The 23,233-nt window shown below is 67.2% G+C and carries 23 protein-coding genes; 6 read left to right on the top strand and 17 right to left on the bottom strand.

Annotated elements, in window-relative coordinates:
• Window positions 1-120: 120 nt before the first annotated feature.
• The 4 genes from MRBLWO12_RS01300 to MRBLWO12_RS01285 all read right to left on the bottom strand — a co-directional run bounded on the left by MRBLWO12_RS01300 (window position 121) and on the right by MRBLWO12_RS01285 (window position 6,598).
• Window positions 121-1,377 (bottom strand): glycosyltransferase family 4 protein, encoded by a 1,257-nt coding sequence (locus tag MRBLWO12_RS01300; protein WP_363551927.1) that lies wholly within the window; start codon window positions 1,375-1,377, stop codon window positions 121-123.
• Window positions 1,374-3,365, bottom strand: a complete 1,992-nt coding sequence (locus tag MRBLWO12_RS01295) for an NAD-dependent epimerase/dehydratase family protein (RefSeq protein ID WP_363551925.1) — start codon at window positions 3,363-3,365, stop codon at window positions 1,374-1,376. The genes MRBLWO12_RS01300 and MRBLWO12_RS01295 overlap by 4 nt, the downstream gene beginning before the upstream one ends.
• Window positions 3,362-5,218 carry a polysaccharide biosynthesis protein gene (locus MRBLWO12_RS01290; RefSeq protein ID WP_363551923.1) on the bottom strand — a complete coding sequence of 619 codons (1,857 nt, stop codon included), beginning with the start codon at window positions 5,216-5,218 and terminating at the stop codon, window positions 3,362-3,364. Before MRBLWO12_RS01290 ends, MRBLWO12_RS01295 begins: the two co-directional genes overlap by 4 nt.
• A gap of 228 nt (window positions 5,219-5,446) precedes the next feature.
• On the bottom strand, window positions 5,447-6,598 hold the full coding sequence (locus tag MRBLWO12_RS01285) for a hypothetical protein (protein ID WP_363551921.1): 1,152 nt from the start codon (window positions 6,596-6,598) through the stop codon (window positions 5,447-5,449).
• A gap of 119 nt (window positions 6,599-6,717) precedes the next feature.
• On the opposite strand from MRBLWO12_RS01285, the gene MRBLWO12_RS01280 reads away from it, so the two are divergent.
• Both MRBLWO12_RS01280 and MRBLWO12_RS01275 read left to right on the top strand, forming a co-directional pair.
• On the top strand, window positions 6,718-8,097 hold the full coding sequence (locus MRBLWO12_RS01280) for a polysaccharide biosynthesis tyrosine autokinase (protein ID WP_363551919.1): 1,380 nt from the start codon (window positions 6,718-6,720) through the stop codon (window positions 8,095-8,097).
• 73 nt (window positions 8,098-8,170) lie between these two features.
• Window positions 8,171-9,604, top strand: a complete 1,434-nt coding sequence (locus MRBLWO12_RS01275) for a polysaccharide biosynthesis tyrosine autokinase (RefSeq protein ID WP_363551917.1) — start codon at window positions 8,171-8,173, stop codon at window positions 9,602-9,604.
• 13 nt (window positions 9,605-9,617) lie between these two features.
• Here MRBLWO12_RS01275 and MRBLWO12_RS01270 read toward each other — a convergent pair whose 3' ends face one another.
• Window positions 9,618-10,061 carry a GtrA family protein gene (locus MRBLWO12_RS01270; RefSeq protein WP_363551915.1) on the bottom strand — a complete coding sequence of 148 codons (444 nt, stop codon included), beginning with the start codon at window positions 10,059-10,061 and terminating at the stop codon, window positions 9,618-9,620.
• 60 nt (window positions 10,062-10,121) lie between these two features.
• On the opposite strand from MRBLWO12_RS01270, the gene MRBLWO12_RS01265 reads away from it, so the two are divergent.
• Together MRBLWO12_RS01265 and MRBLWO12_RS01260 are read left to right on the top strand one after the other, a co-directional pair.
• Window positions 10,122-10,907 (top strand): glycosyltransferase family 2 protein, encoded by a 786-nt coding sequence (locus MRBLWO12_RS01265; protein WP_363551913.1) that lies wholly within the window; start codon window positions 10,122-10,124, stop codon window positions 10,905-10,907.
• Window positions 10,904-12,349, top strand: a complete 1,446-nt coding sequence (locus MRBLWO12_RS01260; protein ID WP_363551911.1) for a hypothetical protein — start codon at window positions 10,904-10,906, stop codon at window positions 12,347-12,349. The genes MRBLWO12_RS01265 and MRBLWO12_RS01260 overlap by 4 nt, the downstream gene beginning before the upstream one ends.
• A 92-nt stretch (window positions 12,350-12,441) precedes the next feature.
• Here MRBLWO12_RS01260 and glmM read toward each other — a convergent pair whose 3' ends face one another.
• The 5 genes from glmM to MRBLWO12_RS01235 all read right to left on the bottom strand — a co-directional run bounded on the left by glmM (window position 12,442) and on the right by MRBLWO12_RS01235 (window position 16,645).
• Window positions 12,442-13,800 (bottom strand): phosphoglucosamine mutase, encoded by a 1,359-nt coding sequence (gene glmM / locus MRBLWO12_RS01255; RefSeq protein WP_363551909.1) that lies wholly within the window; start codon window positions 13,798-13,800, stop codon window positions 12,442-12,444.
• Between the two features lie 14 nt (window positions 13,801-13,814).
• Window positions 13,815-14,297, bottom strand: a complete 483-nt coding sequence (gene rpsI, locus MRBLWO12_RS01250; protein WP_363551907.1) for a 30S ribosomal protein S9 — start codon at window positions 14,295-14,297, stop codon at window positions 13,815-13,817.
• 27 nt (window positions 14,298-14,324) lie between these two features.
• Window positions 14,325-14,771, bottom strand: coding sequence for a 50S ribosomal protein L13 (gene rplM / locus MRBLWO12_RS01245; RefSeq protein WP_047520838.1), 447 nt, complete (start codon window positions 14,769-14,771; stop codon window positions 14,325-14,327).
• A 200-nt stretch (window positions 14,772-14,971) separates the two neighbouring features.
• Complete coding sequence (locus MRBLWO12_RS01240) at window positions 14,972-15,640, bottom strand: endonuclease/exonuclease/phosphatase family protein (protein WP_363551904.1); 669 nt, start codon at window positions 15,638-15,640, stop codon at window positions 14,972-14,974.
• Window positions 15,641-15,751: 111 nt separating this feature from the next.
• Window positions 15,752-16,645, bottom strand: a complete 894-nt coding sequence (locus MRBLWO12_RS01235; protein WP_363551902.1) for a hypothetical protein — start codon at window positions 16,643-16,645, stop codon at window positions 15,752-15,754.
• Window positions 16,646-16,968: 323 nt separating this feature from the next.
• On the opposite strand from MRBLWO12_RS01235, the gene MRBLWO12_RS01230 reads away from it, so the two are divergent.
• Window positions 16,969-17,256 (top strand): WXG100 family type VII secretion target, encoded by a 288-nt coding sequence (locus tag MRBLWO12_RS01230; protein ID WP_052678951.1) that lies wholly within the window; start codon window positions 16,969-16,971, stop codon window positions 17,254-17,256.
• Between the two features lie 141 nt (window positions 17,257-17,397).
• Here the strand turns inward: MRBLWO12_RS01230 and truA are convergent, their stop codons facing one another.
• Genes truA through MRBLWO12_RS01215 form a run of 3 tightly spaced genes read right to left on the bottom strand, consistent with a single transcriptional unit; the run spans window position 17,398 to window position 20,218 of the window.
• Window positions 17,398-18,240 (bottom strand): tRNA pseudouridine(38-40) synthase TruA, encoded by an 843-nt coding sequence (gene truA / locus MRBLWO12_RS01225; RefSeq protein ID WP_363551900.1) that lies wholly within the window; start codon window positions 18,238-18,240, stop codon window positions 17,398-17,400.
• Between the two features lie 31 nt (window positions 18,241-18,271).
• Window positions 18,272-19,810, bottom strand: coding sequence for an APC family permease (locus tag MRBLWO12_RS01220; protein ID WP_363551898.1), 1,539 nt, complete (start codon window positions 19,808-19,810; stop codon window positions 18,272-18,274).
• A 39-nt stretch (window positions 19,811-19,849) separates the two neighbouring features.
• Window positions 19,850-20,218, bottom strand: coding sequence for a winged helix-turn-helix transcriptional regulator (locus MRBLWO12_RS01215; RefSeq protein ID WP_363551896.1), 369 nt, complete (start codon window positions 20,216-20,218; stop codon window positions 19,850-19,852).
• Between the two features lie 92 nt (window positions 20,219-20,310).
• On the opposite strand from MRBLWO12_RS01215, the gene MRBLWO12_RS01210 reads away from it, so the two are divergent.
• A complete protein-coding gene (locus MRBLWO12_RS01210) occupies window positions 20,311-21,165 on the top strand; it encodes an SDR family oxidoreductase (protein ID WP_363551894.1) in 855 nt (284 codons plus the stop codon).
• An 82-nt stretch (window positions 21,166-21,247) separates the two neighbouring features.
• Here the strand turns inward: MRBLWO12_RS01210 and MRBLWO12_RS01205 are convergent, their stop codons facing one another.
• From MRBLWO12_RS01205 to MRBLWO12_RS01190, 4 genes are all read right to left on the bottom strand, one after another.
• Window positions 21,248-21,589 carry a hypothetical protein gene (locus MRBLWO12_RS01205; RefSeq protein ID WP_363551892.1) on the bottom strand — a complete coding sequence of 114 codons (342 nt, stop codon included), beginning with the start codon at window positions 21,587-21,589 and terminating at the stop codon, window positions 21,248-21,250.
• Window positions 21,589-22,212: a hypothetical protein gene (locus tag MRBLWO12_RS01200; RefSeq protein WP_363551890.1), complete on the bottom strand. Its 624-nt coding sequence runs from the start codon at window positions 22,210-22,212 to the stop codon at window positions 21,589-21,591. The genes MRBLWO12_RS01205 and MRBLWO12_RS01200 overlap by 1 nt, the downstream gene beginning before the upstream one ends.
• Window positions 22,209-22,775, bottom strand: a complete 567-nt coding sequence (locus tag MRBLWO12_RS01195) for an RNA polymerase sigma factor (protein WP_363551888.1) — start codon at window positions 22,773-22,775, stop codon at window positions 22,209-22,211. Before MRBLWO12_RS01195 ends, MRBLWO12_RS01200 begins: the two co-directional genes overlap by 4 nt.
• 276 nt (window positions 22,776-23,051) lie before the next feature.
• Window positions 23,052-23,225, bottom strand: coding sequence for a CsbD family protein (locus MRBLWO12_RS01190; protein ID WP_247629287.1), 174 nt, complete (start codon window positions 23,223-23,225; stop codon window positions 23,052-23,054).
• Window positions 23,226-23,233 lie beyond the last annotated feature (8 nt).

Genomic DNA, 23,233 nt, shown 5'->3' with positions numbered 1-23,233 from the left:
CTGCCGGGCGCGGTCTCGCTCGATCGGACCTGCCTCCTTGTGACGGTGCGACGAACCAGAACGGACCCGTCCGCCACCAGCACACGTGCACCGTCGTAGTTGTTTGACACAGGTAATACCTCAGTCCTGAATGTGCGGCTGTGGGGCTCCGAGGGAGTCCAGGATGATGCTCGTGGTGGAGGCGACCGAGAGATGTGAGGAGTAGTAGCGTCGACCGCTTTCCCCAAAAGCATGCCATTGCTCCGGCCCGCTCTCCGCCATCCGCGCGATCGCACCGGCCAGCGCTGCGGCGTCGCCGGGTTCCACGACCAGGCCCGCGCCCGCAGCTCGGATCAGGTCGGCGCCGTCTCCGCCGATCTGGCCGACGATCGGCACTCCCGACGCCAGCAGACTCGGAATCTTGCTGGGAGTCGTGAAACGAAGGAATGGGCTCGAAGCGAGACTCACCAGCTGGATGTGGGACCTGGCGATCAGTTCCGGGATCTCATCTTGGTCGACACGTCCCATGAATCGCACGTTGTCCAGACGTTCATCTGCTGTGCGTCGCTCGAGTCGCTCACGGCTGATCCCGTCTCCGTAGATGGTCAGTCTGATGGCCGGGATATCGCGCAGCAGCGCGGCGGCATCCAGAACGGTGTCGAGCCCTTGAACATCTCCGATCGCCCCGGCATACATGAAGTCGATCGTCTGATCGGAGGACGGCTCGACGCCGAGCTCCTGACGGATCTCCCCGACCGGTCGAAAGAGCTGCTCGTTCGTCGGGTTCGGAGCATAGACGATCTTGGCTGGATCCAATTGCGTGTGCCGCTCGAGAATGAGCTCCCGGACGCCGGGCGAGATCACTCCCACCGTCGTCGCCTTCCGCTCGGTGACCTTCACGATGCGGCGGATCATCGCGGCCGCGCGGTCGCCGATCCATCCTTCCGGGACCATGCCGCTTGCGATAAGGGAATCCGGCCAGAGATCCTGCACATGAAGGAAGTAGGGGATTGCGCCACGCCGGGTGTGCATGAGCAGCGGCAGGCTCACCGTCACGGGCGAGTTATACACCCACACCCCATCCGCATTCTTCAACGCAGCCCCGCCGGAGAGCGCTGCGGATGCCGCGAACGAGGCATAGTTGAGCACCCGTCCCACTGCGGAGCGGCTGTGCTGCGGGTACAGGGCGACGCGATGCACGTCGACTCCATCGCGTCTCTCGACGGTCTTGCGACGGATGCGGTAGCCGTCATGAACCTTGCCGTCGGGGTAGTTCGGAAATCCCGTGAGGGCGCGAACCGAATGGCCTTGGCGGATCATCTCCCGCCCGTAGATGGCGGGAAGCGCTGCGGGTCCCGGTTCCGGGTCGTACCACTGCGAGAGGATACCGATTCTCATGCGCGACCCTCGCCGTCTGCCTGGAGTATCGCGATGAGATGAGATCTCGGGATCGGGCGGTACCCGTCGGGGGCGTCGATCTGCGCCTGTCCGAGCCACATCAACTCCAGCCTGCGTCCAGCCCCGGCGATCTCGGGGACGACTCGCCCTACCCCTCGTGCAAGAGCCAGTGCGGTTTGACACAGCCAGCGAGGCAGCCGCAACGGTGCCTTCCCCCCCGCCGCACGAAGGACCTCCTCAGCCGAGCATCCTTCCCACGGCTGGAGCATGATGGACCTGATTCCCGTCGAAGCGGACCCCACGTGCTTGATGTAGTCAGACAGACCGTCGATGCTGCTCACGACCGTCGGCTGCGATCCGTCGCCCGCCACGCTTGCGAGCGAAGAAGCAGCGATCCGTCGGAAGCTCCGGGTCGTCCCCCGTCCCGTTCCCTGGACGCTGGTCGCCCTGACGACGATGGCCTGAACGTCGTCCACTGACGCGAGAAACGCCCGTTCACCGAGCGCCTTGGATCGCGAGTACGGAGAGAACGGCGCTGCGTCGGCAGTCTCATCGAGCACTGCACGACGACCTTGCACAGCGGCCGAGCTGATGTGCACAACTCTCTGGACTCCGGCACGAGACGAAGCGCTGCGGATGATCGCTGGGAGAAGAGCGTTCGCCCCGTAGAGGACGTCGTCGGCGGCGGCATCCGGACTCGCCAGTCCGGCTGCGTTGATCACGACATCGATGCCTTCCAATCGATCGGCGAGCGACGCCACCGCGACATCCTCTCGGGCGAGCTCCGCGATCGTCTGAGGCGAGGCCACATCCGGCGCGAGGGTCACCCGTGGGCCAGGGACGCGGAGCACGTCAAACCCCTCCGCCAAGAGCCGGTCAGCGACAGCGCTGCCGACGAACCCGCTGGCGCCGAACACGGCCCACCTCGCTGGAGAGAAACCCTCCGGAGTCCGCGTCGGAGCCGGCGCGTGGAAAGGCTCGAGCGTCAACGCGGGCACTGGGGCGAGCTTGTGGCCGCGTAGGCGCGGCAACGCCAGGTAGACAGCGCACAGCGCGACCATTCCCACGAGCGATACCCCCGGGGCCACCCCGGAGAGCTGCGGAAGAAGCGCGATCGCGAACACGCCGACGGTGAAGAGCGATACCAGGGCGGCGGAACCGACATGTCCCATCCCGGTGTCCAGCATCCGTTGGTAGACGTGAGTGCGGTGAGGGCGCAAGACAGGTTCGCCGCGGGCTGCCCGCCGCACCAAGGTCGCACCTGTGTCGGTCAGGTAGATCGCTACCGGGGCGATGGTCAGCAACGGCGAGACACCGAAGAGTGTCAAGCAGACGCCGAGCGCGGCCACGCTCGCACCGAGCAGGTAGCTTCCGACGTCGCCGAGGAAGAGACCGGGTCTGCTGAGATTCCAGGGGAGGAAGGCCAGGTAGGCACCCGCCACCATCAAGCCGATCGCCGCGGTCCAGTCGAGTCCGTAGATCATGGCCACGACCGCGTACATACCCCCTGCGACGACTCCATGCATGCCGGAGATGCCGTTGACGCCGTCCATGAAGTTGGCGACGTTGATGTAGCCCATGACGAAGAAAGCGGCGACTGCGGCCCACACCCAACTGTTACCGGTGACGATCACGAGCGGCACCGCTACGCCGAGCCCGATCACGAGTTGCAGGACTGCACGGACGGGCACAGAGACGCCTCGCACGTCCTCGATGAGCCCAAGCACGCCGGCGGAGACCGCCGCCAGGATGATGACGGCTACCGGTACTGCCGCCGCGGGGAAGACGAACGTGAGGACGAGACCGCCGCAGATGAACGCCGGCAGAATCGCGACGCCACCCCCGCGCAGTGTGGCGCGCACATGGGAGGAACGCTGGTTCGGCTCATCGATCACACCGTATCGAGTCAGCATCGGTCTCACCGCAGGCAGTGCCAGAGATGTGACCGCCAGACCGAGCAGAAGGGCCAGCCACAGGGGTGCAGTCACTCCGAGCCCTTAGCGAGTGTTGTGGCGCGGAGCTCCTCCGCGTTGAGAATGGCGGTGTCGTTGTTCCGAGGAACGGCCGACATCCGTGCTTCCCACCCCGCTTTGTCGAGACGCTCAGGCGAGATCGAGTCGGCACGGGTATGCGAGACCTTCGGGTGGAACGGACGCTCGAGATTCTCCTGCGTGCCCACCAGCACCTCATGCAGCTTCTCTCCGTGGCGGAGCCCGGTGAACACGATCTCGATCTTCTTGCCTGACATCGCGATCATCCGCTTAGCGACTTCGAGGATCGACACCGGCTCCCCCATGTCGAGGATGAGCACCTCGCCGGTGCGACCGATCCCACCGGCCTGGATGACGAGCTGGCACGCCTCTGGGATGGTCATGAAGTAGCGGGTGACATCGGGGTGCGTGACCGTGATCGGCCCGCCTGCCTCGATCAGCGTCTGGAACGTGGGCAGCATCGACCCGCGGCTGCCGATCACGTTGCCGAAGCGCACCGACAGGTAGCGCATGCCGGTCTCTTCGCCGGCCCAGGCAGTGAGCTTCTCCGCCACACGTTTGGAGTGCCCCAGCACGCTGGTGGGGTTCGCGGCCTTGTCGGTCGAGATGTTGACGAAGGTGTCGACGCCCACCGAACGTGCGGCAGTGAGCACGTTCAGCGTGCCGAGGACGTTCGTCTTCCAGGCTTCGTCGGGGTACTGCTCCAGCATCGGGAGGTGCTTCAGCGCGGCCGCATGGAACACGACCTCCGGGCGACGGTCCTCGAATATCGCGACCAGATTCGTCTCCTCACGGATGTCGGCGAGGACCACATCGCGAGAGTCGAGAAGGCCGTTCCCCGATGTGACCAGTTGCGCCATCTGCAGCCCGGTCTCGTCGCGGTCGAGCATGATGAGCTCACTGGGGCCGTACTTCGCCAGCTGCCTGCAGAGCTCTGAGCCGATCGACCCTCCGGCGCCGGTCACCAGCACCCGGCGACCGGTGATGTATCCCGCGATCAGCTCGACATTGGTGTCGACCGGATGGCGGCCGATGAGGTCCTCGATGCTGATGTCGCGCAGATCCTGCGCTGACTCCTCGCCCGTGATCATGTTCGTCAGCGTGGGAGTGATCGTCACCCGTAGACCGGCACGTTCCGCATCGTCGGTGAGTCGTCGCAGCAGAGTGCTGTCCGCCTGGCCAATGGCGATGACGACGGTCGTCGCGCCGGTGTCCTCCGCCGCCGCGACGATCTCGGTGGTGCGGCCGATAACCGGAACGCCACGCAGACGCAGGTTCTTCTTCGACGGGTCATCGTCGAGGATGCCGACCGGACGCAGCGGCGACGCAGGATCGGTCGTCATGTTGTGGAGCAGGATGTCGCCGACATGGCCGGCGCCGATGATCAACGCAGGCTCCGCCTCGTCACGTGGCTTCCGGCTCCGTTCTATGACGAGCCTGGCGCTGTAGCGCACGCCGAACATCAGGAGCAGCACGAACGGGAACGCGACGATGACCGTACCTCGAGGCAGGCCTATCACCGGTCCGAGGACGATGACGATCACCGCCAGCACGGTCGCCTGCGCCGTGACTGCCAGCCCGAGCGCCCGCACCTCATCGAACGACCCGTAAGAGAAGCGGCCACGGTAGAACGCGAGGTAATAGCCGATGATGATCTGCCCCGCAGCGGCGACCACCGCCAGCACGACCATCGATATCCATCCGTTGATCGACGCGTCGAACTCGAACCGGACCATCACGGCGACCACGATGCCGACGGCCCAGGCGGCGCTGTCGACGATCGCCGCGGCGAGACGTCGTCGCTTCTGCTCGACTGAGACCGCTTCTTTCAGATCAGAACCCGATGGCACTGCTATTCCCCCCGCGAGCGCGTGAACGCGCCGATCCTCTCGCCCAGGTCTGGGGCCCGACGAGAGGGTTGGTTCCTACATGGTGACCGATGTATCGGTTCCATCGTGACACAGGAGCGCGCCACGAAAACGCCGAAGCGCCGCGATTACGCGGCCCGATCGAGATATTGGCTGAACAACGCATCAACTTACGTCAGAAAACGCAACAGAACGCGCGTGCCGCAGCGTTCAACCGGCGGGATCGGGCTCCGGATCAGTCGGCTCCGGATCCGTCGGACCGGGGTCGGTCGGGCCCGGGTTCCCTGTTCCCGGATTGCCCGTCCCCGGGTTCGTCGGCGCGGTCGGCTCGTTCCCTGTCCCCGGGTTCCATGTCTGGTTCTGGCGAGACCGTTCCTCGAGCTCGATGGCGATACGCAGCTGATCCGCGCGCAACGCCCTCACGCTGTCGGCGTAAGCGCGCAGCGCCACTGCCCCTTCCGGGGTGGTGAGATCGGTCGCGGCCGCGCGGGCGCTCGCCGCCTGCACCGCATCGCGCAGAGCCTGATCCGGATCGGGCGACGCATCGAGCTCCGCCTCGACCCCGCTGGCGAGCGCTGTCGCGAAGACGTCAAGGGCCGCAGCGAACGCCGCGTCGGCGCCCTCGACGGCCGTGCGCACCCCGCGCAGTTCCGTCGTCGCCGCGTCGACGAGCGCCGAGCGCTCCTGCACCTCATCGAGCGCTGAGGCGACACTCGCGAGCGAGCCTTCGTCGACTTTCGCGGGAGTCCACGCCGGAAGCGCCGCCGGCAACGTCGCGGCGTCGAGCGCCGCCTGGTACGCGGCTGCGGCTGTCGCCATCGCGATGAGCGCATCCTCCCCGACGAACGGCCTCTCATCGGGGTCCGGAGTGAGCGACGCCAGGTTCGTCTGCAGAGCCGCCGCTCGTGCCTGCCCGGTCTCGATCTGCTGCTCGATGCGGCTGCGCGAGAAGGAGAGCGCCTGCTCCGCCGCGGCCAGCCCATCCTCATCCGACTCGAGCAGCACCAGGGCATCGCCGACCGGACTCGCTGTCGCGATCTGCACAGCCGTGAGCGTCGAGGCGATCGCGACCGCGACCACCGCCAGTCCCCCGGCGACCACCGTCATCCAATCGAGACGCCGAGGCGATCGCCGGGTCGTCCGCGGTTCGGGCGACACGGTCGCCGGCACCCGGTCGGCCGCTGCGGCCTCGACCATCGCCACCAGTCGCGGCACATCGTGCCCGGCACCGGCACTGATCCGCGTGCCCCGTCGGCGTCCGACCACCGCATCGAGCTCTCCGGCGAGCGACTTCGCATCCGGCTCGCGCAACAGCGAACGGTCGCGCGTCTTGTCGAGGTCGAAGATCTCGTCGAACGCCATGCGTGAGCCCCTCTCCCCGCCGCATCGAGAGACGTTTCGCGACAGGCCGCCGCAGAAGTGACAGGTATTGTCTAACGAGGATACGGCGATCGCCGGAGTATCTGAACTCGTGGGGGGCCATGAACGTCCAGTCGTCGTTGCGCGCACTGCGACAGTACATCGTGCTGCTCGTGTCCCTCACTCTGATCGGGCTGTCCGCCGGCGTGCTCTACGGCCTCACTGCTCCTGTGCGCTACTCGACGACCGCTGAAGTTCTCGTGATCGGCCAGGCTCAGAGCGTCGAGGGCGCCGCCACGACCGCCGAGCTGAACCTCGCACGCAGCTACGCTCTCCAGGCCGTCGGCAGCTACGTGGCGATCATCCCCAGCTCGATCGTCCTGCAGCCCGTGATCGACGAGCTCGGGCTGCCAGAGACGACCGCCGCCCTCGCCGACCTCGTGTCGGTGTCGGCAGCGCCGGGGTCGACCACGATCTCGATCAGCGTCACCGATGGCAAGCCGGGCCGCGCCGCGCGCATCGCCAACGCCGTGGCCGACAGCTTCGCCACGGTTGTCGCCGAGCAGCTCGAACGTCCGTCCGACACCCGTAGGAGCATCGTGCGGATCGACATGATCCAGCCGGCTGTCGTCCCCACGGCCCCCTCCGCCCCGAACCGCACGGTCGCCCTGATCGGCGGCGGTCTGCTCGGCTTGGCGGCCGGAATCGTCATCATCGTGCTCCGCACCGTCCTCGATGCGCGCGTGCGCACGATCGAGGATGCGGCGGAGGCGACGGGTGCGCCGGTCCTCGGCACGACGACGTTCGACGCATCCGCAGGTACACAGCCGCTGGTCGTGTCGGGCGGAGCGACCGGTTCGCGCCCCGAGTCCTACCGGTCGCTCCGCACCAGTGTGCAATTCCTCTCACCGGCCGGCGAGACGCCGTCGTACGTGGTCACGAGCGCAGGCCCCGGCGAGGGCAAATCGACCACGGTCGCCAACCTCGCCCTGGCCTTCGCCGAGACAGGCGCCACGGTCGCCCTCATCGATGCCGATCTGCGCCTGCCCCGCATCGCGGACTACTTCGGCATCGAGGGAGGCGTCGGCCTGACCGAGGTGCTGGCGGGTCGTCTCGCCGTCACCGATGCGCTGCAGCGGTGGGGACGCGGCACGCTCTTCGTGCTGCCCTCCGGAACCGTGCCGCCCAACCCGGCAGAGCTCCTCGGATCATCCGAGATGGCCGGCCTCCTCGCCGACCTCCGCGAGGCGTTCGACATCATCCTCATCGACGCCCCGCCTGTCGTGCTCGTGACGGATGCTGCGGTGGTCGCCCGGCGCACGTCCGGCGCGATCCTCGTCACAGCCGCCGGCAAGTCCGTGATCCCCCGGGTTCGCGACGCCGTCACCAATATCGAGAACGTCGGCGCCAAGGTCCTCGGGACCGTCGTCACCATGATGCCCGCCCGCGGACCCGACAAGACGCTGGTCGGCGCTTACGGGTACGGCGACGGCGCACGCTGAACAGCAGCCGCTGCCGCCCCGAGAACCTATTGACCATCGCCACGAGCGAGAAGAAGAACGAAGGAAAGACCACGTGGAACTCCGCGACTACATCCGCATCCTGCAGAAGAACTGGATAGCGATCCTCGTCCTGCTCGTGGTCGGCCTCGCAGGCGGCGGTGCATACGCGTATCTGCAGGCGCCGAAGTACGTCACGTCCACCCAGCTCTACGTTTCGGTGCGCACGGAAGGCGCCGCAACCGGCGACCTCGTGCAGGGAACCACCTTCGCCCGCCAGATGGTCACCAGCTACGTCGACACGATCGGCACGGCGCTCGTGCTCGACCCGGTGATCGAGGAGCTCGGCCTCGACATGACCGCGCGTCAGCTCGCGGGAAAGATCTCGGCGAGCACGCCGCTGAACACGGTGATGATCAACATTTCGGTCACCGACACCGATCCGAAGCGCGCCGCCGCCATCGCCGACCAGACGGCGATCAGCTTCACCGATGCCGTGCAGAACACCCTCGAGCGACCGGCCGTCGAGGGTGGCGTGAGTCCCGTGCACGTGACGGTGACCAACCCGGCGGCGGTACCCACGACCCCCTCCAGCCCGAACATCCCGCTGCTGATCATCATCGGCGGATTCCTCGGACTCGCCGCGGGTATCGGCTTCGCAGTCCTGCGGACGGTCCTCGACACCCGCATCCACACTCTCCACGACCTCGAAGCGCTCACCGACCGACCGCTTCTCGGTGGTATCGCCTTCGACCCTGACGCACCCAAGCGACCGCTGATCGTGCACGCCGATCCGCGAAGCCCCCGGGCCGAGTCGTTCCGCACGCTGCGCACCAACCTGCAGTTCCTCGACGTCGATGCCGACTCCCGCACCTTCGTCGTCTCGAGCTCAGGTCCCGGCGAGGGGAAGTCGACGACGACGGCGAACCTCGCCATCGCACTCGCCGAGACCGGTGCTCGCGTCGCCCTGATCGATGGCGATCTGCGCCTGCCCCGCATCGCCGACTACATGGCGATGGAGGGCGGGGTCGGACTCACCAACGTGCTGATCGGCCAGGTGCCGTTGTCCGAGGCACTGCGCAAGTGGGGAACGCATGAGCTCTACGTCCTGCCCAGCGGACCGGTCCCACCCAACCCGAGCGAGCTGCTCGGCTCCAGTGCGATGGACACCGTGCTCTCGACGCTCGAAGAGTACTTCGACTACATCCTGATCGATGCTCCCCCGCTCCTGCTCGTGACGGATGCCGCCGTGATCGGCAAGAAGACCCGCGGAATCATCCTCGCCGCGGCATCGGGAAAGACCCGCAAGCCCGAGCTGCAGGGCGCGCTCCGCACCCTGCAGACCGCGGGTGTCGACCTCCTCGGCGTCGTGATCACGATGCTGCCCACGAAGGGTCCCGACAGCTACGGCTACGGTGCGTACACCTACGGGTCGACCCACGAGCTCGGTGGTGCCGCCGGAACGAGGGCCGCGCGAAAGGCAGCGAGGCGTGCGGAGTCGGCGCAGTGATGCCGACAGTGAGTCAGCGGGGAGTCGGCGAGCGGAAGACGATCGAGTGGTAGAGCACGAACCTCAGCGCCACGACGATCACGATGCTCACGAGGTTGACGCCGTTCACAGCGATCGGCCCGGGCGTTCGGCCCAGGATTCCCGCCGCCAACTCGACGCCGAGCCAGACCAGTCCCGCACCGATCGCCGTGCAGGCGACGTTGGTCAGGATGAAGAGCACGAGCTCACTGATCCGTCCGCGTCGGTCACGGTGCCGGAAGGTCCACTCGCGGTTGCCGAAGTAGGCGTTGACGAGCGCGACCAGCGAGGCGACGATCTTCGCGGAGACGACGTCCCACCCCCACACGTAGACGAGAAGGTTGAAGACACCGATCTCGATCAGCGTGCTCAACCCGCCGACGATGAGGAAGCGACTGCCCAGGCCGGCGAGACGCCGCAATCGGGAGGTTGGTTTCATGACTCGACTAGGCTACTTGCTGCGCGCGCCCTCTCCGAACGCGGCAGTTCGGAGGAACCCGTGACCATCGCCCATCTCGCCATCGTGATGCCGGCGTACAACGAGTCGGAGGGCATCGGCGAGTTCATCGATGAGATCAGAGGCGCCGTCTCCCCCCTGGCAGACCAGGTCAGCTTCCACATCGCCGACGACCGCTCGACGGATGCCACGGCGACAGTATTCGACGGCGTCGACGATGTGACCGTCGAGGTGCAGCCCACGAACCGCGGGCACGGCCCGACCGCACTCGCCGCATACCGTGCCGGCCTGGCCGCTGCACCGGATGTGCTGGTGCACGTCGACGGCGACGGGCAGTTCTACGGAACCGACTTCCCCCGACTGATCTCGGCACTGCTCCGCGAGAACGCGGATGTCGTGCACGGCGTGCGCGACGGACGCACCGACCCGTGGTACCGCAAAGTGCTCACCTCGGCGGTCGGGGTCCTGGTGGCCGGCGCAGCCGGGCGTCGCGTCCCCGACGTCAACACCCCGCTGCGCGCCTACCGGCCGGAAGCGCTTCAGGTTCTGGTCGATGCGATCCCCGCCGATGCGTCGGTACCGCACGTGCACTTCTCGCTCGCGGAGGCGCGGGCGGGGTTCACGGTGCGCTACCTGCGCGTGGCCAGCATCCCCCGGCGCGGTTCATCGACGACCGGGACCATGTGGGGCCGCGGGGCCGGCGTCACGCTACCGCCCAAACGACTCCGACAGTTCGTCAGGGTCGCGTTGCTCGAGGCGTGGACACTTTCGCTGCGACCCCAGGCGCCGCTCCGCGCCATCCGCCGCCCGGAGCGCGTCCTCCGATGATCCGGGGTCGCACCGTGCTCTTCTGGGCGCTGGCGGCAGCCCTCGTGATCGGTCATGCCATCGTGTCGTGGCACAGCCTGGTGGTGTGGCGCTTCTGGGAAGACGAGGCGTTCAACCTGACCGTCCCGCGCAATCTGCTCGCCGGGCTGGGATACTCCAGCGACGGCGCGCTGTCCGGTTCGACCATCACCCCCTTCGATCCGCGCATCTCCACCGGGCCCGCTGTACTTCTCCCCGTCGCCGCCGTGCTCACGACCGGCGTCGACATGGTGATCGGCGCGCGGCTGATTCCTCTCACCTATTGGCTGCTGCTGCTCGTCGGGCTCGCGATCATCGGCCGCCGGATCGGCGGGCGCTGGGCCGCTCTGCTCGCGCTCGCGGTACCGCTCGCCTTCACGACCTCGGCAGGTGTCTCGCCGATCCAGGGGCCTGCCGACCTGCTCGGCGAGATACCCGCGGCCGCCCTCCTGGTCTGGGCGCTCGTCGCACTGCCGCGGCGCGCCTGGCTCGCCGGGCTGCTGGTCGGTCTCGCCGTGCAGGCGAAGCTCATCGCGCTGCTGGCCCTGCCTGCCTTCGCCCTCGCGCTGTGGATTCTGTCCGACGGGCAAGGGTGGGCGCGGTTGCGCGACTTCCTGCGCCGCTCCTGGTTGCCGCTGGTGCTCGTCGGCACGCCCACGCTGCTGGTCGAGCTGTCTGCGCTGCTGTCGCTCGGCGGATCGGGATACGTGCAGCACCTCCGAGATCTGGTGCATTTCGTCCGCAGCGGAGGCCAGGGCGCGTCCACGACAGTGCTGCAGAAGCTGATGACGCTCGCCGATTCCTGGTCAGTGCCTGCTCCGGTCGCAGCCCTCGCCGCCCTGCTGCTGGTCGCCGCGATCATCACCGCAGTGGTCATCGCACACCGGGCTCCCCTGTCTGCGGATCGTCTCGTGCTCGCCTACGGCTCGGCCGCCGCGCTGGGAACGCTCACCTTCATCCTCTGGTGGGCCACGGCCTCGCACCTGCCACTCTGGGTGCGGCATCCGAGCGTCGGCATCTTCGCGTTCGTCCCGGTACTCGCCGCCACCGCTGTCTGGTCGGCTCGACGCCTCCCGCGCGGGAACGCCGCGCGGTTCGCCGCCGTGACCGCGACCGCATTCGCCCTCGTCGTCGGCGTCGGCGCCACCGCTCACACTGCGTCGAGCTTCACCCCACGAGACCAGACTCTGGCGCATCAACGGGCTGCTGTGGCCCCGCTCACCGAATGGGTCTCCGATACCGGCACGGAGTGGCTCGCTGCCGAGCCCTGGGGCGCCGCAATCCCTGCGATCGTGCTCACAGGAGCACACGTGGGCCTGTTCGACGCGACCGCGATGGCGGAGGTTCCCCGTCTGACGGGTCTCACGTGCGCCACGGAGACGATCATCGATGGCAGCCCGTACCGCATCTGCGCCGCCCCCTGATCAGGGTGGGCAGGGTGCCCAGGTCGCGTGACGAAGAAAGCCGGCCGACCGCTGTGATCAGCGGTCGGCCGGCTTCGTGAAGCGAAGACTCGTCAGAGCGCGAGGCGCTCGCGGACGACGTCGGCGAGGCGCTCTGCGTAGGTCTGCACCGATTCGGCATCCGCCGCCTCGACCATGACCCGCACCAGCGGCTCTGTGCCGGACTTGCGCAGCAGCACTCGGCCGCTGTCACCGAGTTCCGTCTCGACAGCGCGCACCGCGTGCTGCACGCCCTCATCGTCGACGACGCGATCCTTGTCGACATCGCGGACGTTGATGAGCACCTGCGGGTACACGGTCATAACTGCGGCAAGCTCGGCGATCGACTTCTTCTGGCGGGCCATCTCCGCGACCAGGTGCAGGCCGGTGAGGAGACCGTCGCCGGTCGTCGCGAACTCGCTCATGATCACGTGACCGGACTGTTCGCCACCGAGGGCGTAGCCTCCGCGGTTCATGTCTTCGAGCACGTAGCGGTCGCCGACTGCCGTCTGGCGCACCGTGATGCCGTTCTCGCGCATCGCCACGTGCAGGCCGAGGTTGCTCATCACGGTCGCCACGAGGGTGTTGTCCGTGAGATGTCCGCGCTGCTTCATCGCGACCGCGAGGATCGCCATGATCTGGTCGCCATCGATGTGAGCGCCCTGCGCGTCGACAGCCAGGCAGCGATCCGCGTCGCCGTCGTGGGCGATGCCGATGTCGGCGCCCAGGCGCACGACGGCCTCTGCGAGGTTGTCGAGGTGGGTCGAGCCCACGCCGTCGTTGATGTTGAGACCGTCGGGATCCGCACCGATCACCGTCACCTCGGCACCGGCATCACGGAAGGTCTCGGGCGAGACTCCGGAGGCCGCGCCGTGCGCGCAGTCGAGCACGACGTGGATGCCGTCGAGACGGTTCGGGAGCGAGCCGAGCAGGTGCACGACGTAGCGGTCCTCCGCGTCGGCGAAGCGGTCGATCCGTCCGACGCCGGCGCCGGTGGGGCGCAGCATCTCTCCGGACATCGCTTCTTCGATGCGCAGTTCGACCTCGTCCGGGAGCTTCACGCCACCGCGAGCGAAGATCTTGATGCCGTTGTCGGGCGCGGCGTTGTGCGACGCCGAGATCATGACGCCGAAGTCGGCATCGCGGTCAGCGACGAGGAACGCCAGTGCGGGCGTGGGGATGACCCCGGCCTCGAGCACATCGACGCCCGATGAGGCGAGTCCCGCGGAGACCGCGGCAGTCAGGAAGTGTCCGGAGACCCGAGGATCCCGGGCGACCACTGCGGTGAGTCGCTTGCCTTCGGCCTTGCGAGCCTCCGCAGTACGGCCCTGGCCCAGGACGACAGCTGTCGCCTGGGCCAGGGTGAGCGCCAGGTCGGCGGTGAGGATGCCATTGGCAAGTCCTCGCACACCGTCCGTGCCAAAGATCGGCATCGGAGCAGTGGACCTTAACGCTTCGAGTACTGAGGCGCCTTGCGGGCCTTCTTGAGTCCAGCCTTCTTGCGCTCCTTGACGCGAGCGTCGCGCGAGAGGAAGCCGGCCTTCTTCAGGGTCGGACGGTTGTTCTCCTCGTCGATACCGTTCAGCGAACGGGCGATGCCGAGGCGCAGCGCGCCGGCCTGGCCCGAGGGGCCACCACCGGAGATGCGAGCGATGACGTCGTATGCACCGGTGAGGTTCAGCACGGTGAACGGGTCGTTGATCAGCTGCTGGTGCAGCTTGTTCGGGAAGTAGTCCTCGATCGTACGGCCGTTGACCGTGATCGTGCCGGAGCCGGGGACGATGCGCACGCGGGCGATGGCCTGCTTGCGACGGCCGACAGCGGCACCCGGGACGCTGAGCACGGGGCGGGGAGCCGCCTCGACTGCTTCGGTCTCGGGAGTCGACGTCGAGTAGTTCTGAGCTTCGGTGGTGTCCTGGATGTCAGCCACGAGTATGTCCTTAAGTCTTTACGGCGCTTACTGGGCGACCTGGTCGAGGGTGTACGGCGTCGGCTGCTGCGCGGCGTGCGGGTGCTCAGCACCGACGTACACCTTGAGCTTCGACAGCTGCTGGCGGCCGATGCTGTTCTTGGGGAGCATGCCACGGATGGCCTTCTCCACAGCGCGGACCGGGTTCTTCTCGAGGAGCTCGGCGTAGGTGACCGACTTCAGGCCGCCCGGGTAACCGGAGTGGCGGTAGGCCAGCTTCTTCTGGAGCTTCTGACCGGTGAGCGCCACCTTTTCGGCGTTCACGATGATGACGAAGTCACCCGAGTCGATGTGGTTGGCGAAGGTGGGCTTGTGCTTGCCACGCAGGAGCGTAGCGGCGTGCGAAGCCAGGCGGCCGAGAACGACGTCGGTGGCGTCGATGACGACCCAGTCACGCTGGACCTCGCCGGCCTTCGGGGTGTAAGTGCGCGTCACGATAGTGCTGCTTTCTTGTGTCGAACGGAGAAGTTCGTGAATCCCACTCCGGGGTGGTTCTTCCTCGCGATCTCATCGAGAGGGGAACACGCCAGTGGAGGGCTCACGTTCGGATGGTCGCCGTCCTCCGAGCACGGGGAACGGCACCAAAGAGACAGCATACGCCACCCGGGCGTGTTACCTCAAACCGGGCGCTGCGACTAATCCGGATGCACCGTCACCAGGATCGGGCGGTGATCGCTCGATCCCTGCGGGAGCGTGGTGATCGCGTCGACCTCGAATCCGACGGATGTCGCGAAGTCGTAGTGGCCACGGAACACGCGATATCGCGTGTACGTGTGGTCGTCGCTGAGGGTGAGAGCGTAGCCGTGGTTGCGCACGGCCTGGCCGAGGTTCTCCTTGAAGACCGGATAGTTGTAGTCCCCGACCATCAACTGCGGGAGTCCCTCACCGAGCTCGGCGAGGGCGGAGAGCGCCGCACGGATCTGATGACGCCGCAGGGAGTTGAGCGCCGTGAGCGGTGCGGCGTGGAACGAGGCGACGATCAGCTCGCGCCCGTTGTCGATGTCGAGCAGCCGGGCACCGAGCACGCGTTCGTGGGCAGGCTTGAGCATGCGGTCGTGCAAGGACTTCTTCAGCTCGATCGCGCGGATCCGCTGCAGACGGAAGGTGTTCGTCCGGTAGTACAGCGCAAGGCCGAGACGATTGCCCTGGGTCGCGTCGGCGAGCACCAGGTCGCCGATGCGCTCAGGCAGCCCCTGCACATCGCATTCCTGCAGACAGAGGATGTCGGGTTCGTGCTGGCTGACCAGCGCCACGAGCTCGGTGGCGGCACGGTGCTTGCGCAGGTTGTAGGAGATGACCTTCATCGCTTCTCACGCTAGCCCGTCCGGCTTGGAGTCGGGTGGCAAACACGTATCCGATCGGTGGAAAGCTCACCGATTCACCGCCGACGCTCCTCCACCTGATCAGACCGAACCTCAGCGGTCGTACCCCCAGCGCAGCCCGAGGACGCCGGGCCCGAAACCGTGCCGCACGAGGTGCACCGACCCTCCCTGCAGCGAGCGCATCGTCGCGGAGTACTCGTCCTCCGTCTCGATGTACTCCTCACACCAGCTGGGCAGCGCCGCGGGTGAGAAGTGCACCCAGATCAGCGACTCGCGAGCCGGTCGCGCGGTCGCATGCCACGCGGATTGGCGCGCCGGATACCCGGGAGGGAAAGTCTCGGTGAACTCGATGAGCGTGGTGCCACCCATCGTGATCGGCTCGTCGAGCGCGATCACCACGCCTGAGAGCAGGCGGCCGGGATGCAGATACTCGCGGTCGATGCGTCCGCCGACGACGTCGGAGATCACGGACATCATCTCGGTCTCCTCCGGCGCCACGTCGATCAGCGGTATCTCGGTGATCACGCCTCTGACCGCCTGCACGAGCGACCGCATGACGATCTTCTCGACCGCGCCGCGTGCACCGACGTACACCGTGACCTGGGTCGAGAGATCGCGCAGCGTCTCCTGCGGCACGGATCGCAACGCGGCGAACGTCTCCGCGGTCTCGCGCTGCTCGCGCTCCTCGTCGAACGGCAGCCGAGGCGGTACCACCGGACCGAGCCGGGTCGAGGGCCCCAACAGACTGGTGAGGTGTCCGCGGTGCAGGCCGAGTCGGTCCTCGATGCCTTCGACCGCCGCCAGTGATTGCGCGCCCTCCGGCTGCCGAGCGCCTGAGCGCCAGTAGCTCAGCGTCGCCATCGATACCCGGTTCCCGTCGTCCGCGAGGAGCGACTGCAGCCGTGCGAGTGTGATGCCACGATCCGAGATCGCGGCGCGCAATCCTGCGGCGAAAGCACCGCGGGGATCGCCGTTCGCTTCCGTCACAGTTCCCCCGGCATCCCGTGAAGGCCGTTCACGTAGGTTCAGCATACGGTTCCGGTGCGACTCTCCCTCGGCTCGCAGGACCGCCGCCACCGCGGATGCGTCTGGGACCCCGCGGTGGCGTTCCCGCCGCTGCGGTCGCCTTGTGGGGAGGCGGCCGCAGAGCGGACCGCGATCAGCCGAGACGGATGCCGCCGCGCCGATATGCCGGCAGGGGAAGGCCGCATGGGGAGTTGTCCCCATCGACGGCCCTGATGGTTTGTCCTTAGGGTGGAGTTATCAGGGCCGGAGTGGTCCGATCCAAACGATTTCCGGAGGTGTGGACGATGGCCGATTTCGGTGCGTCTTATGCAGAGATGGAGCAGGTGGCGTCGTCGCTGTCGCAGGCTCGTGATGACATTCAGGGGCAGTTGGACACGCTGAAGGGTCAGGTCGACACTCTTCTGGGTGATGACTTCAAGACGCAGCACGCGTCGGGCAAGTTCGGTGAGGGATACACGGAGCTGACCACGGGTCTGAAGACCGCGGTCGACGGTATCAACGACATGTCCGAGTCGCTGCTGGGCATGATGCGCGCGATCCAGGACCTGGACCAGCAGCTCGCCGGCAGCTGAACCACGACAGCGTTTCGAGCGGGAGGGTCGGTGACATGCACCGACCCTCCCGCTCTGCCCGGGCTCGGGCTCGGGCATCTTCTTGACTCCCGCGCAGGACAGCCCTTCTCTCGGGAGCCGAGTCTCGGTCCCAGACGGCCGCTACTCGCTGTCGCGGCGAGCGCGCGTCTGTTCGGCACGCGCTGAGAGCAGGTCGTCGGCCGGATACCCGACCTCCATGAGGGTGAGACCGCGCGCCGCCAGCACCTTGAACTCGCTCGTGCGCGTCACCGCGTCTCTGAGCACGACCAGGTCGGTGACGTCGAGGCGCCCCTCCCCCACAGCCACACAGCCGCCGACCAGTGCCCGCACCATGCTGTGGCAGAAGGCGTCCGCCTTGACCTCGGCGATCAGCACACCGTCGGCGTCGCGGGACCAGCGGTAGTCGAGCAGCGTGCGGATGGTGGTCGCCTCATCGCGAGGCTTGCAGTACGACGCGAAGTCGTGGAGTCCGATGAGGCTCTGGGCCGCGGCATCCATGGCCTTCTCGTCCAATCGCCCGCGCACGGTCGTGGTGTCGTGCCGACGCAGCGGATCGAACCCGGCCAGCTGGTCGGCCAGACGGTACCGATACCGGCGCCACACGGCCGAGAAGCGGGCATCGAATCCTTCCGGAGCCTCAGCGGATCGCGTGACCGTGACATCGGAGTACGCGCCGAGTACGCCGCGCATGCGTCCGGCGATCGATCCGGCCGGGTCCTGGGGAGAACGACCTTGGCGCGCCTCGATGCGCGACCACTGCGTGTCGTCGAGGTCGACATGCGCGACCTGACCCTGCGCGTGCACACCGGCGTCCGTGCGGCCGGCAACGACGAACCGCACGTCGGAGCCGACGATCCGGGCCAATGCCGCCTCGAGAGTACCCTGCACGGTGCGGAGAGTCGGCTGCCGTGCCCACCCGCGGAAGTGGGTGCCGTCGTAAGCGATGTCGAGCCGGATGCGCACGAAGCAAGCTTAGGTCGACGGCACCCCTCGGTCAGATTCCGCCGTCGATCGACCGGATGAAGTCGCCAGGCTCGTCGGGCACCATGACCTCGGTGTCGCGGTTGAGGCTCTCGCCGCGGAAGAACCGCTTGGACCGCGGGAAGGCGTACCAGGCGAACATCAGCACGAGCCCGAAGGCCAGAGAGCCGATACCGATCACGAACGTTCCACCGATGCCGAACAGCACGGTGTAGCCGTAGTCGACGTCCCACATGTCGATCGCGGACTGCACGAATGCCGCGGTCAGCATGAGCCCGCCCAGCAGCGGGAACAGTCCCTTGAAGAAGAACTCTCTCGGCGAGCGGAACACGTCGGCACGGAAGTACCAGACGCAGGCGAAACCGGTGATGGCGTAGTAGAAGGCGATCGCGAGGCCCAGAGACAGGATCGAGTCCTGCAGGATGTTGTCGCTGATCAGCGTCATCCCGACGTAGTAGACCGAAGCGACGACGCCCATGACGATGGTCGAGAACGACGGGGTCTTGTACGTCGGGTGCACGTCCTTGAACTTCGCGGGGAGCGCGCGATACACGCCCATCGCGAGAGTGCCACGGGCGGTCGGCAGGATCGTGGTCTGCGTCGAGGAGATCGCCGAGATGATCACCGCGACCACGAGCACCCAGCCGAACGGACCGAGCAGACCGTCCTTGATCGCGAGGAAGAAGTCGTCGGCGTTGGCTTCATTGCCCAGGCCGGTTCCGGTCTCGCCGAGACCCGCGTACATCATCGCCGCGATCGTGACCGTGACATAGGTGAACAGCAGGATGACGGTGGTGAGCAGCGCCGCACGGCCGGGGATGCGCTTGGGGTCCTTGGTCTCCTCGTTCAACGCCAGGCAGGTGTCCCACCCCCAGTAGATGAAGAGGGCGAGCAGGATGGCCTCGGTGAAACCGGACCAGTCGGTGAAGGCGAACGGGTTCATCCACTCCCAGTCGAACGCGGTCGCGCCCGGAGCCGTGCCGGCGAAGAACTGCCAGAGTGCGGTCACCACGAAGATCGCGAGGGCGAGGTACTGGATGCCGAGGAGGACGTTCTGGATGCGCTCGCCGATCTCCACCCCTCGCCAGCTGACCCAGGTCATCGCGGCGATGAAGAGGACGGCGAGGACGACCACGCGCCAGTCGTTGTTCTCCAGCTCCTGTCCGATCAGCGACCAGAAGTAGACAGAGGCGATCTGCGCCAGGTTCGCCAGCACGACCATTCCGGCGACTGCGACACCCCATCCGCCCATCCAGCCGACCCACGGCCCGAACGCCTTGGTCCCCCAGGTGAAGGTGGTCCCGCAATCGGGAACGGCGTTGTTGAGCTCTCGGTAGGCGAAGGCGATGAGCAGCATCGGCACGAAGGCGATGACGAAGGCGATCGGCGCCTGCGCGCCGACGGCGATGACCACGAACCCGAGCGAGGCGACCAGCGAGTACACGGGAGCCGTGGAAGCCAGTCCGATGACGGTGGATCCCCAGAGCCCCAGTGTGCCGGTGGCCAGTCCTTTGCCGTCGGGTCGTTCCAGGCGGATTGGCGTTGTCGACATGGTGTGAACATAGGGCCGCGGGAGAGGCCCGGTCAAGGGTCAGGCCGTGCGGCGGAGCATCCCGTCGGCATTGTCGGCGACCCATTCGACGAGAGGGAGCATACGCTCCATCAGGTCCCGACCCAGCGGGGTGAGGCTGTACTCCACGTGAGGTGGCACCGTGGGGAACGACTCCCTGTGCACGAGACCGTCATCGGTGAGCGTGCGCAGCGTCGAGGCCAGCATCTTCTCGCTGATGCCGTCGACCTCGCGGCGCAGCTCTCCCCAGCGACGGGTGCCCTCGGAGAGCGACGACAGCACCAGCACTCCCCACTTGCTCATGATGTGATCGAGGATGACGCGCGTGCCGCACCCCTGCTCGAAGAGCATGGGTGCTGTTTCCTTTATCTGCGCAAAACTCACCGTCATGTAGGTACCTTACTTCAAAGTGGGTACCTGCGGATTGGAAGGTTTGTCGTCGTCTCCCGGTTGTCGGTGGTGTCACTTACGAAAGGACTCCCATGACCATTCTCGTCACCGGCGCGACCGGCAACCTCGGCCGCCTCATCATCGACAGCCTCCTGGAGCGCGGGGCCGCACCGCAGTCGATCGTCGCCGGCGTGCGCGACGTCGCCAAGGCCGCTGATCTGAGCGCTCTCGGCGTGGCTGTCGCCGTCGTCGACTACGACCAGCCCGCGACCGTCGCCGCCGCTCTCGACGGTGTGGATGCCGTCGCCCTGGTCTCCGGTTCCGAGGTCGGGCGCCGCGTGGCCCAGCACCAGGCTGTCATCGATGCGGCAAAGGCGGCCGGCGTGACGAAGTTCGTCTACACGAGCGCCCCGAAGGCTCCGACCAGTGACCTGGTGCTCGCACCCGAGCACAAGGCGACCGAGGAGCTCATCGCCGCCGCGGGGCTGCCCGCCGTGATCCTGCGCAACAACTGGTACACCGAGAACTACGCCGCCGACCTCGCGCGCGCCGCCGAGACGGGTGTGCTCGCGGCAGGTGTCGGAGAAGGCCGAGTGGCTTCCGCCAGCCGCAAGGACTTCGCCGAGGCCGTGGCGGTCGTGCTGCTCGAAGACGGCCACATCGGCCAGGCCTACGAGCTCGGTGGAGACGTCGCGTGGAACTACGACGATCTTGCCGCCGCCATCGCCGAAGTCACCGGTCGCCCGGTCGAGTATCGCTCGCTCACCGCGGAGGAGCAGTCCGCTGCTCTCGAAGCGGCGGGACTCGACGCCGGAACCGTCGGCTTCGTCGTCGCGCTCGACGCCGGCATCCGCGGTGGTGCCCTCGGCGACACCGACGGCACGCTGGCACGCCTGATCGGTCGTCCGACGACGCCGCTCGTCGACGGGCTGCGCGCGATCGCCTGACCCCACCGGTACGGAAAGTTCGAGAAGCGCCGCTCACGGAGGGGCGAGCGGCGCTTCTCCTACGGCCGGGGCCGGCCGTAGCTCAGGACGCCTCGCGCGAATGCACGTAGACGACCGTGAGTGTGATGGCTGCGGTGCGCAGGCCTCGCGCATCCAGCAGAGCCGTGATGGCGTTCCCGACCGCCGCGAGAGTCGCCGGGGCGCTGACCGCGAAGTCCACGCCGACCGACGCCTCGACCCGCACCCCGTCGTCACCCTCGACCACGGCCACGAGCGGTTCGTCCGCGCCGCGCACACCGAGCGCGGCCGCGCCGGCCTCCACCAGATTCGAGATCAGCGATCCGGAGCGGTAGATGTCGTCCACGCCCGGGGTCGCCCGCACCGCCGCATCGATCGCGGCGGCCAGCTCCATCTGCCCTGTCATCATCGGCTCCTCTCCGCCCAGGCCGACACGTCGTAGACGTCGCGGATCCTCACATCGATCGCGACGATGTTGAGTTCGGTGTGCGCACGCAGACGTTGCTCCGCCTCCGCCCGCAGCCGCTCGACCATGCGGGGGATCGACTCTCCGAATCGCGCGCTGGCCTCGATGTCGATACGGATCGGCGCGCCCGGCACCGTCACGTCACCGTCCAGTCGGCAGCGACCGACGAGCACGCCGGGAACCGCGTTCTCCGCTGAGCGGATCAGTCCGCGCACGGCGCCTTCCGTGATCCCGAGATCGACGGAGGGCTCCGGCGCCTCGAAAGGAATCCGGCGACCGGCACGCGCGTCCAACGCGATACCGCTCAGAATACGGTCGACCCAGCGGGGGTCGACGTCCGGCGATTCAGCGGCATCGGCGTCGATCAGCTGTCCGCCGAGTCCCTGCAGTCGTTCGAGGGCGTCCAGCGCCAACTGGCATCCTGGGGACCCGTCGATCGAGGGGTCAGCCGGCTGCCTGCCCGCATCGAGGTAATCGGAGAGCTCCTCGAGCGTGTGGCCGTCGAGGTCGGTCGGCTCCAGGCCGAACTGACGCAGTTCGGGGATATCGTGGTCGTCAGTCATCGCCACTCCTCCATCCGTACGATCATGTATTTCCTGGCGCGTGCCAGCAGGCCGCGCGCCGTGCTCGTGGAGATGCCGAGCTCATCGGAGATCTCGTCGTACGAGTACCCGCCGATCTCGCGCAGGATCCAGCACTCTCGTTGCGCATCGGGGAGCTCGCGGAGCGCCGCTCCGAGGGCCGCGACTCCCGCCCGGGCCTCTGCGACACGAGGAGGCGACGCGTGCGACGGTGCCTCCTGGTCGACATCGACGACATCGACGACGGGACGCAGACTGCGAATGCGATCGACGGCCTTCCGACTCACGATCCGCATCAGCCAGGTCTTGACCTTCGCCGGATCCTCGAGCTCGGAGAAGCGCTGCCAGGCGGTCACGAAAGCCTCTTGCACGATGTCATCGACGTCTGACGAGGCGTTGAGCATCCGCTGGGTGTAGGCCCGCATCATCGGCGTGTACCGACGGACGAGTACCGCGAAGGCCGCGACATCACCGTCGATGGCACGGCCGGCGACGATCCCGTCGTCCGCCTCCTCCATTGCGCTGTGAAAGCGTTCCCCAACCATCTACTCACTCCCTCGTTCGGATCCCTGAGGAGATTCGGAGCGGCGGCGACATCGGATCGGGTTCTCGACCCCTTGTCGCGTGTCTGCCACTCCATTGCGCGTGCTCTCTCACGCTCGAGAGCGACGGCCGGTGATCGGGCCACACATGAGCAGTACCACGAGCGAGCCGCCGATGGCCAGCGCCCAGGCCCACAGGGGGAAGTCGAAGAAGCCCATGAGATGTCCTTTCGAGTGTGGATGGGGAGGGGCGCACAGCTCCCCTCCCCTGAGGTCCGCTTACTTCTTGAACGCATCCTTCACGTTCTCGGCAGCATCGCGGACGTTGCCCTTGGTCTGCTCGGCCTTGCCCTCAGCGACGAGCTTGTCGTCGTTGGTGACGTTCCCGACGACCTCCTTCGCCTTACCGGAGATCTTCTCTGCAGCGGCCTTGATCTTGTCTTCAGCGCTCATGGTTTCTT

The organism is Microbacterium sp. LWO12-1.2, assembly GCF_040675875.1.
Taxonomy (GTDB): Bacteria; Actinomycetota; Actinomycetes; order Actinomycetales; family Microbacteriaceae; genus Microbacterium.
This window is presented reverse-complemented; position numbering and strand designations above follow the sequence as displayed.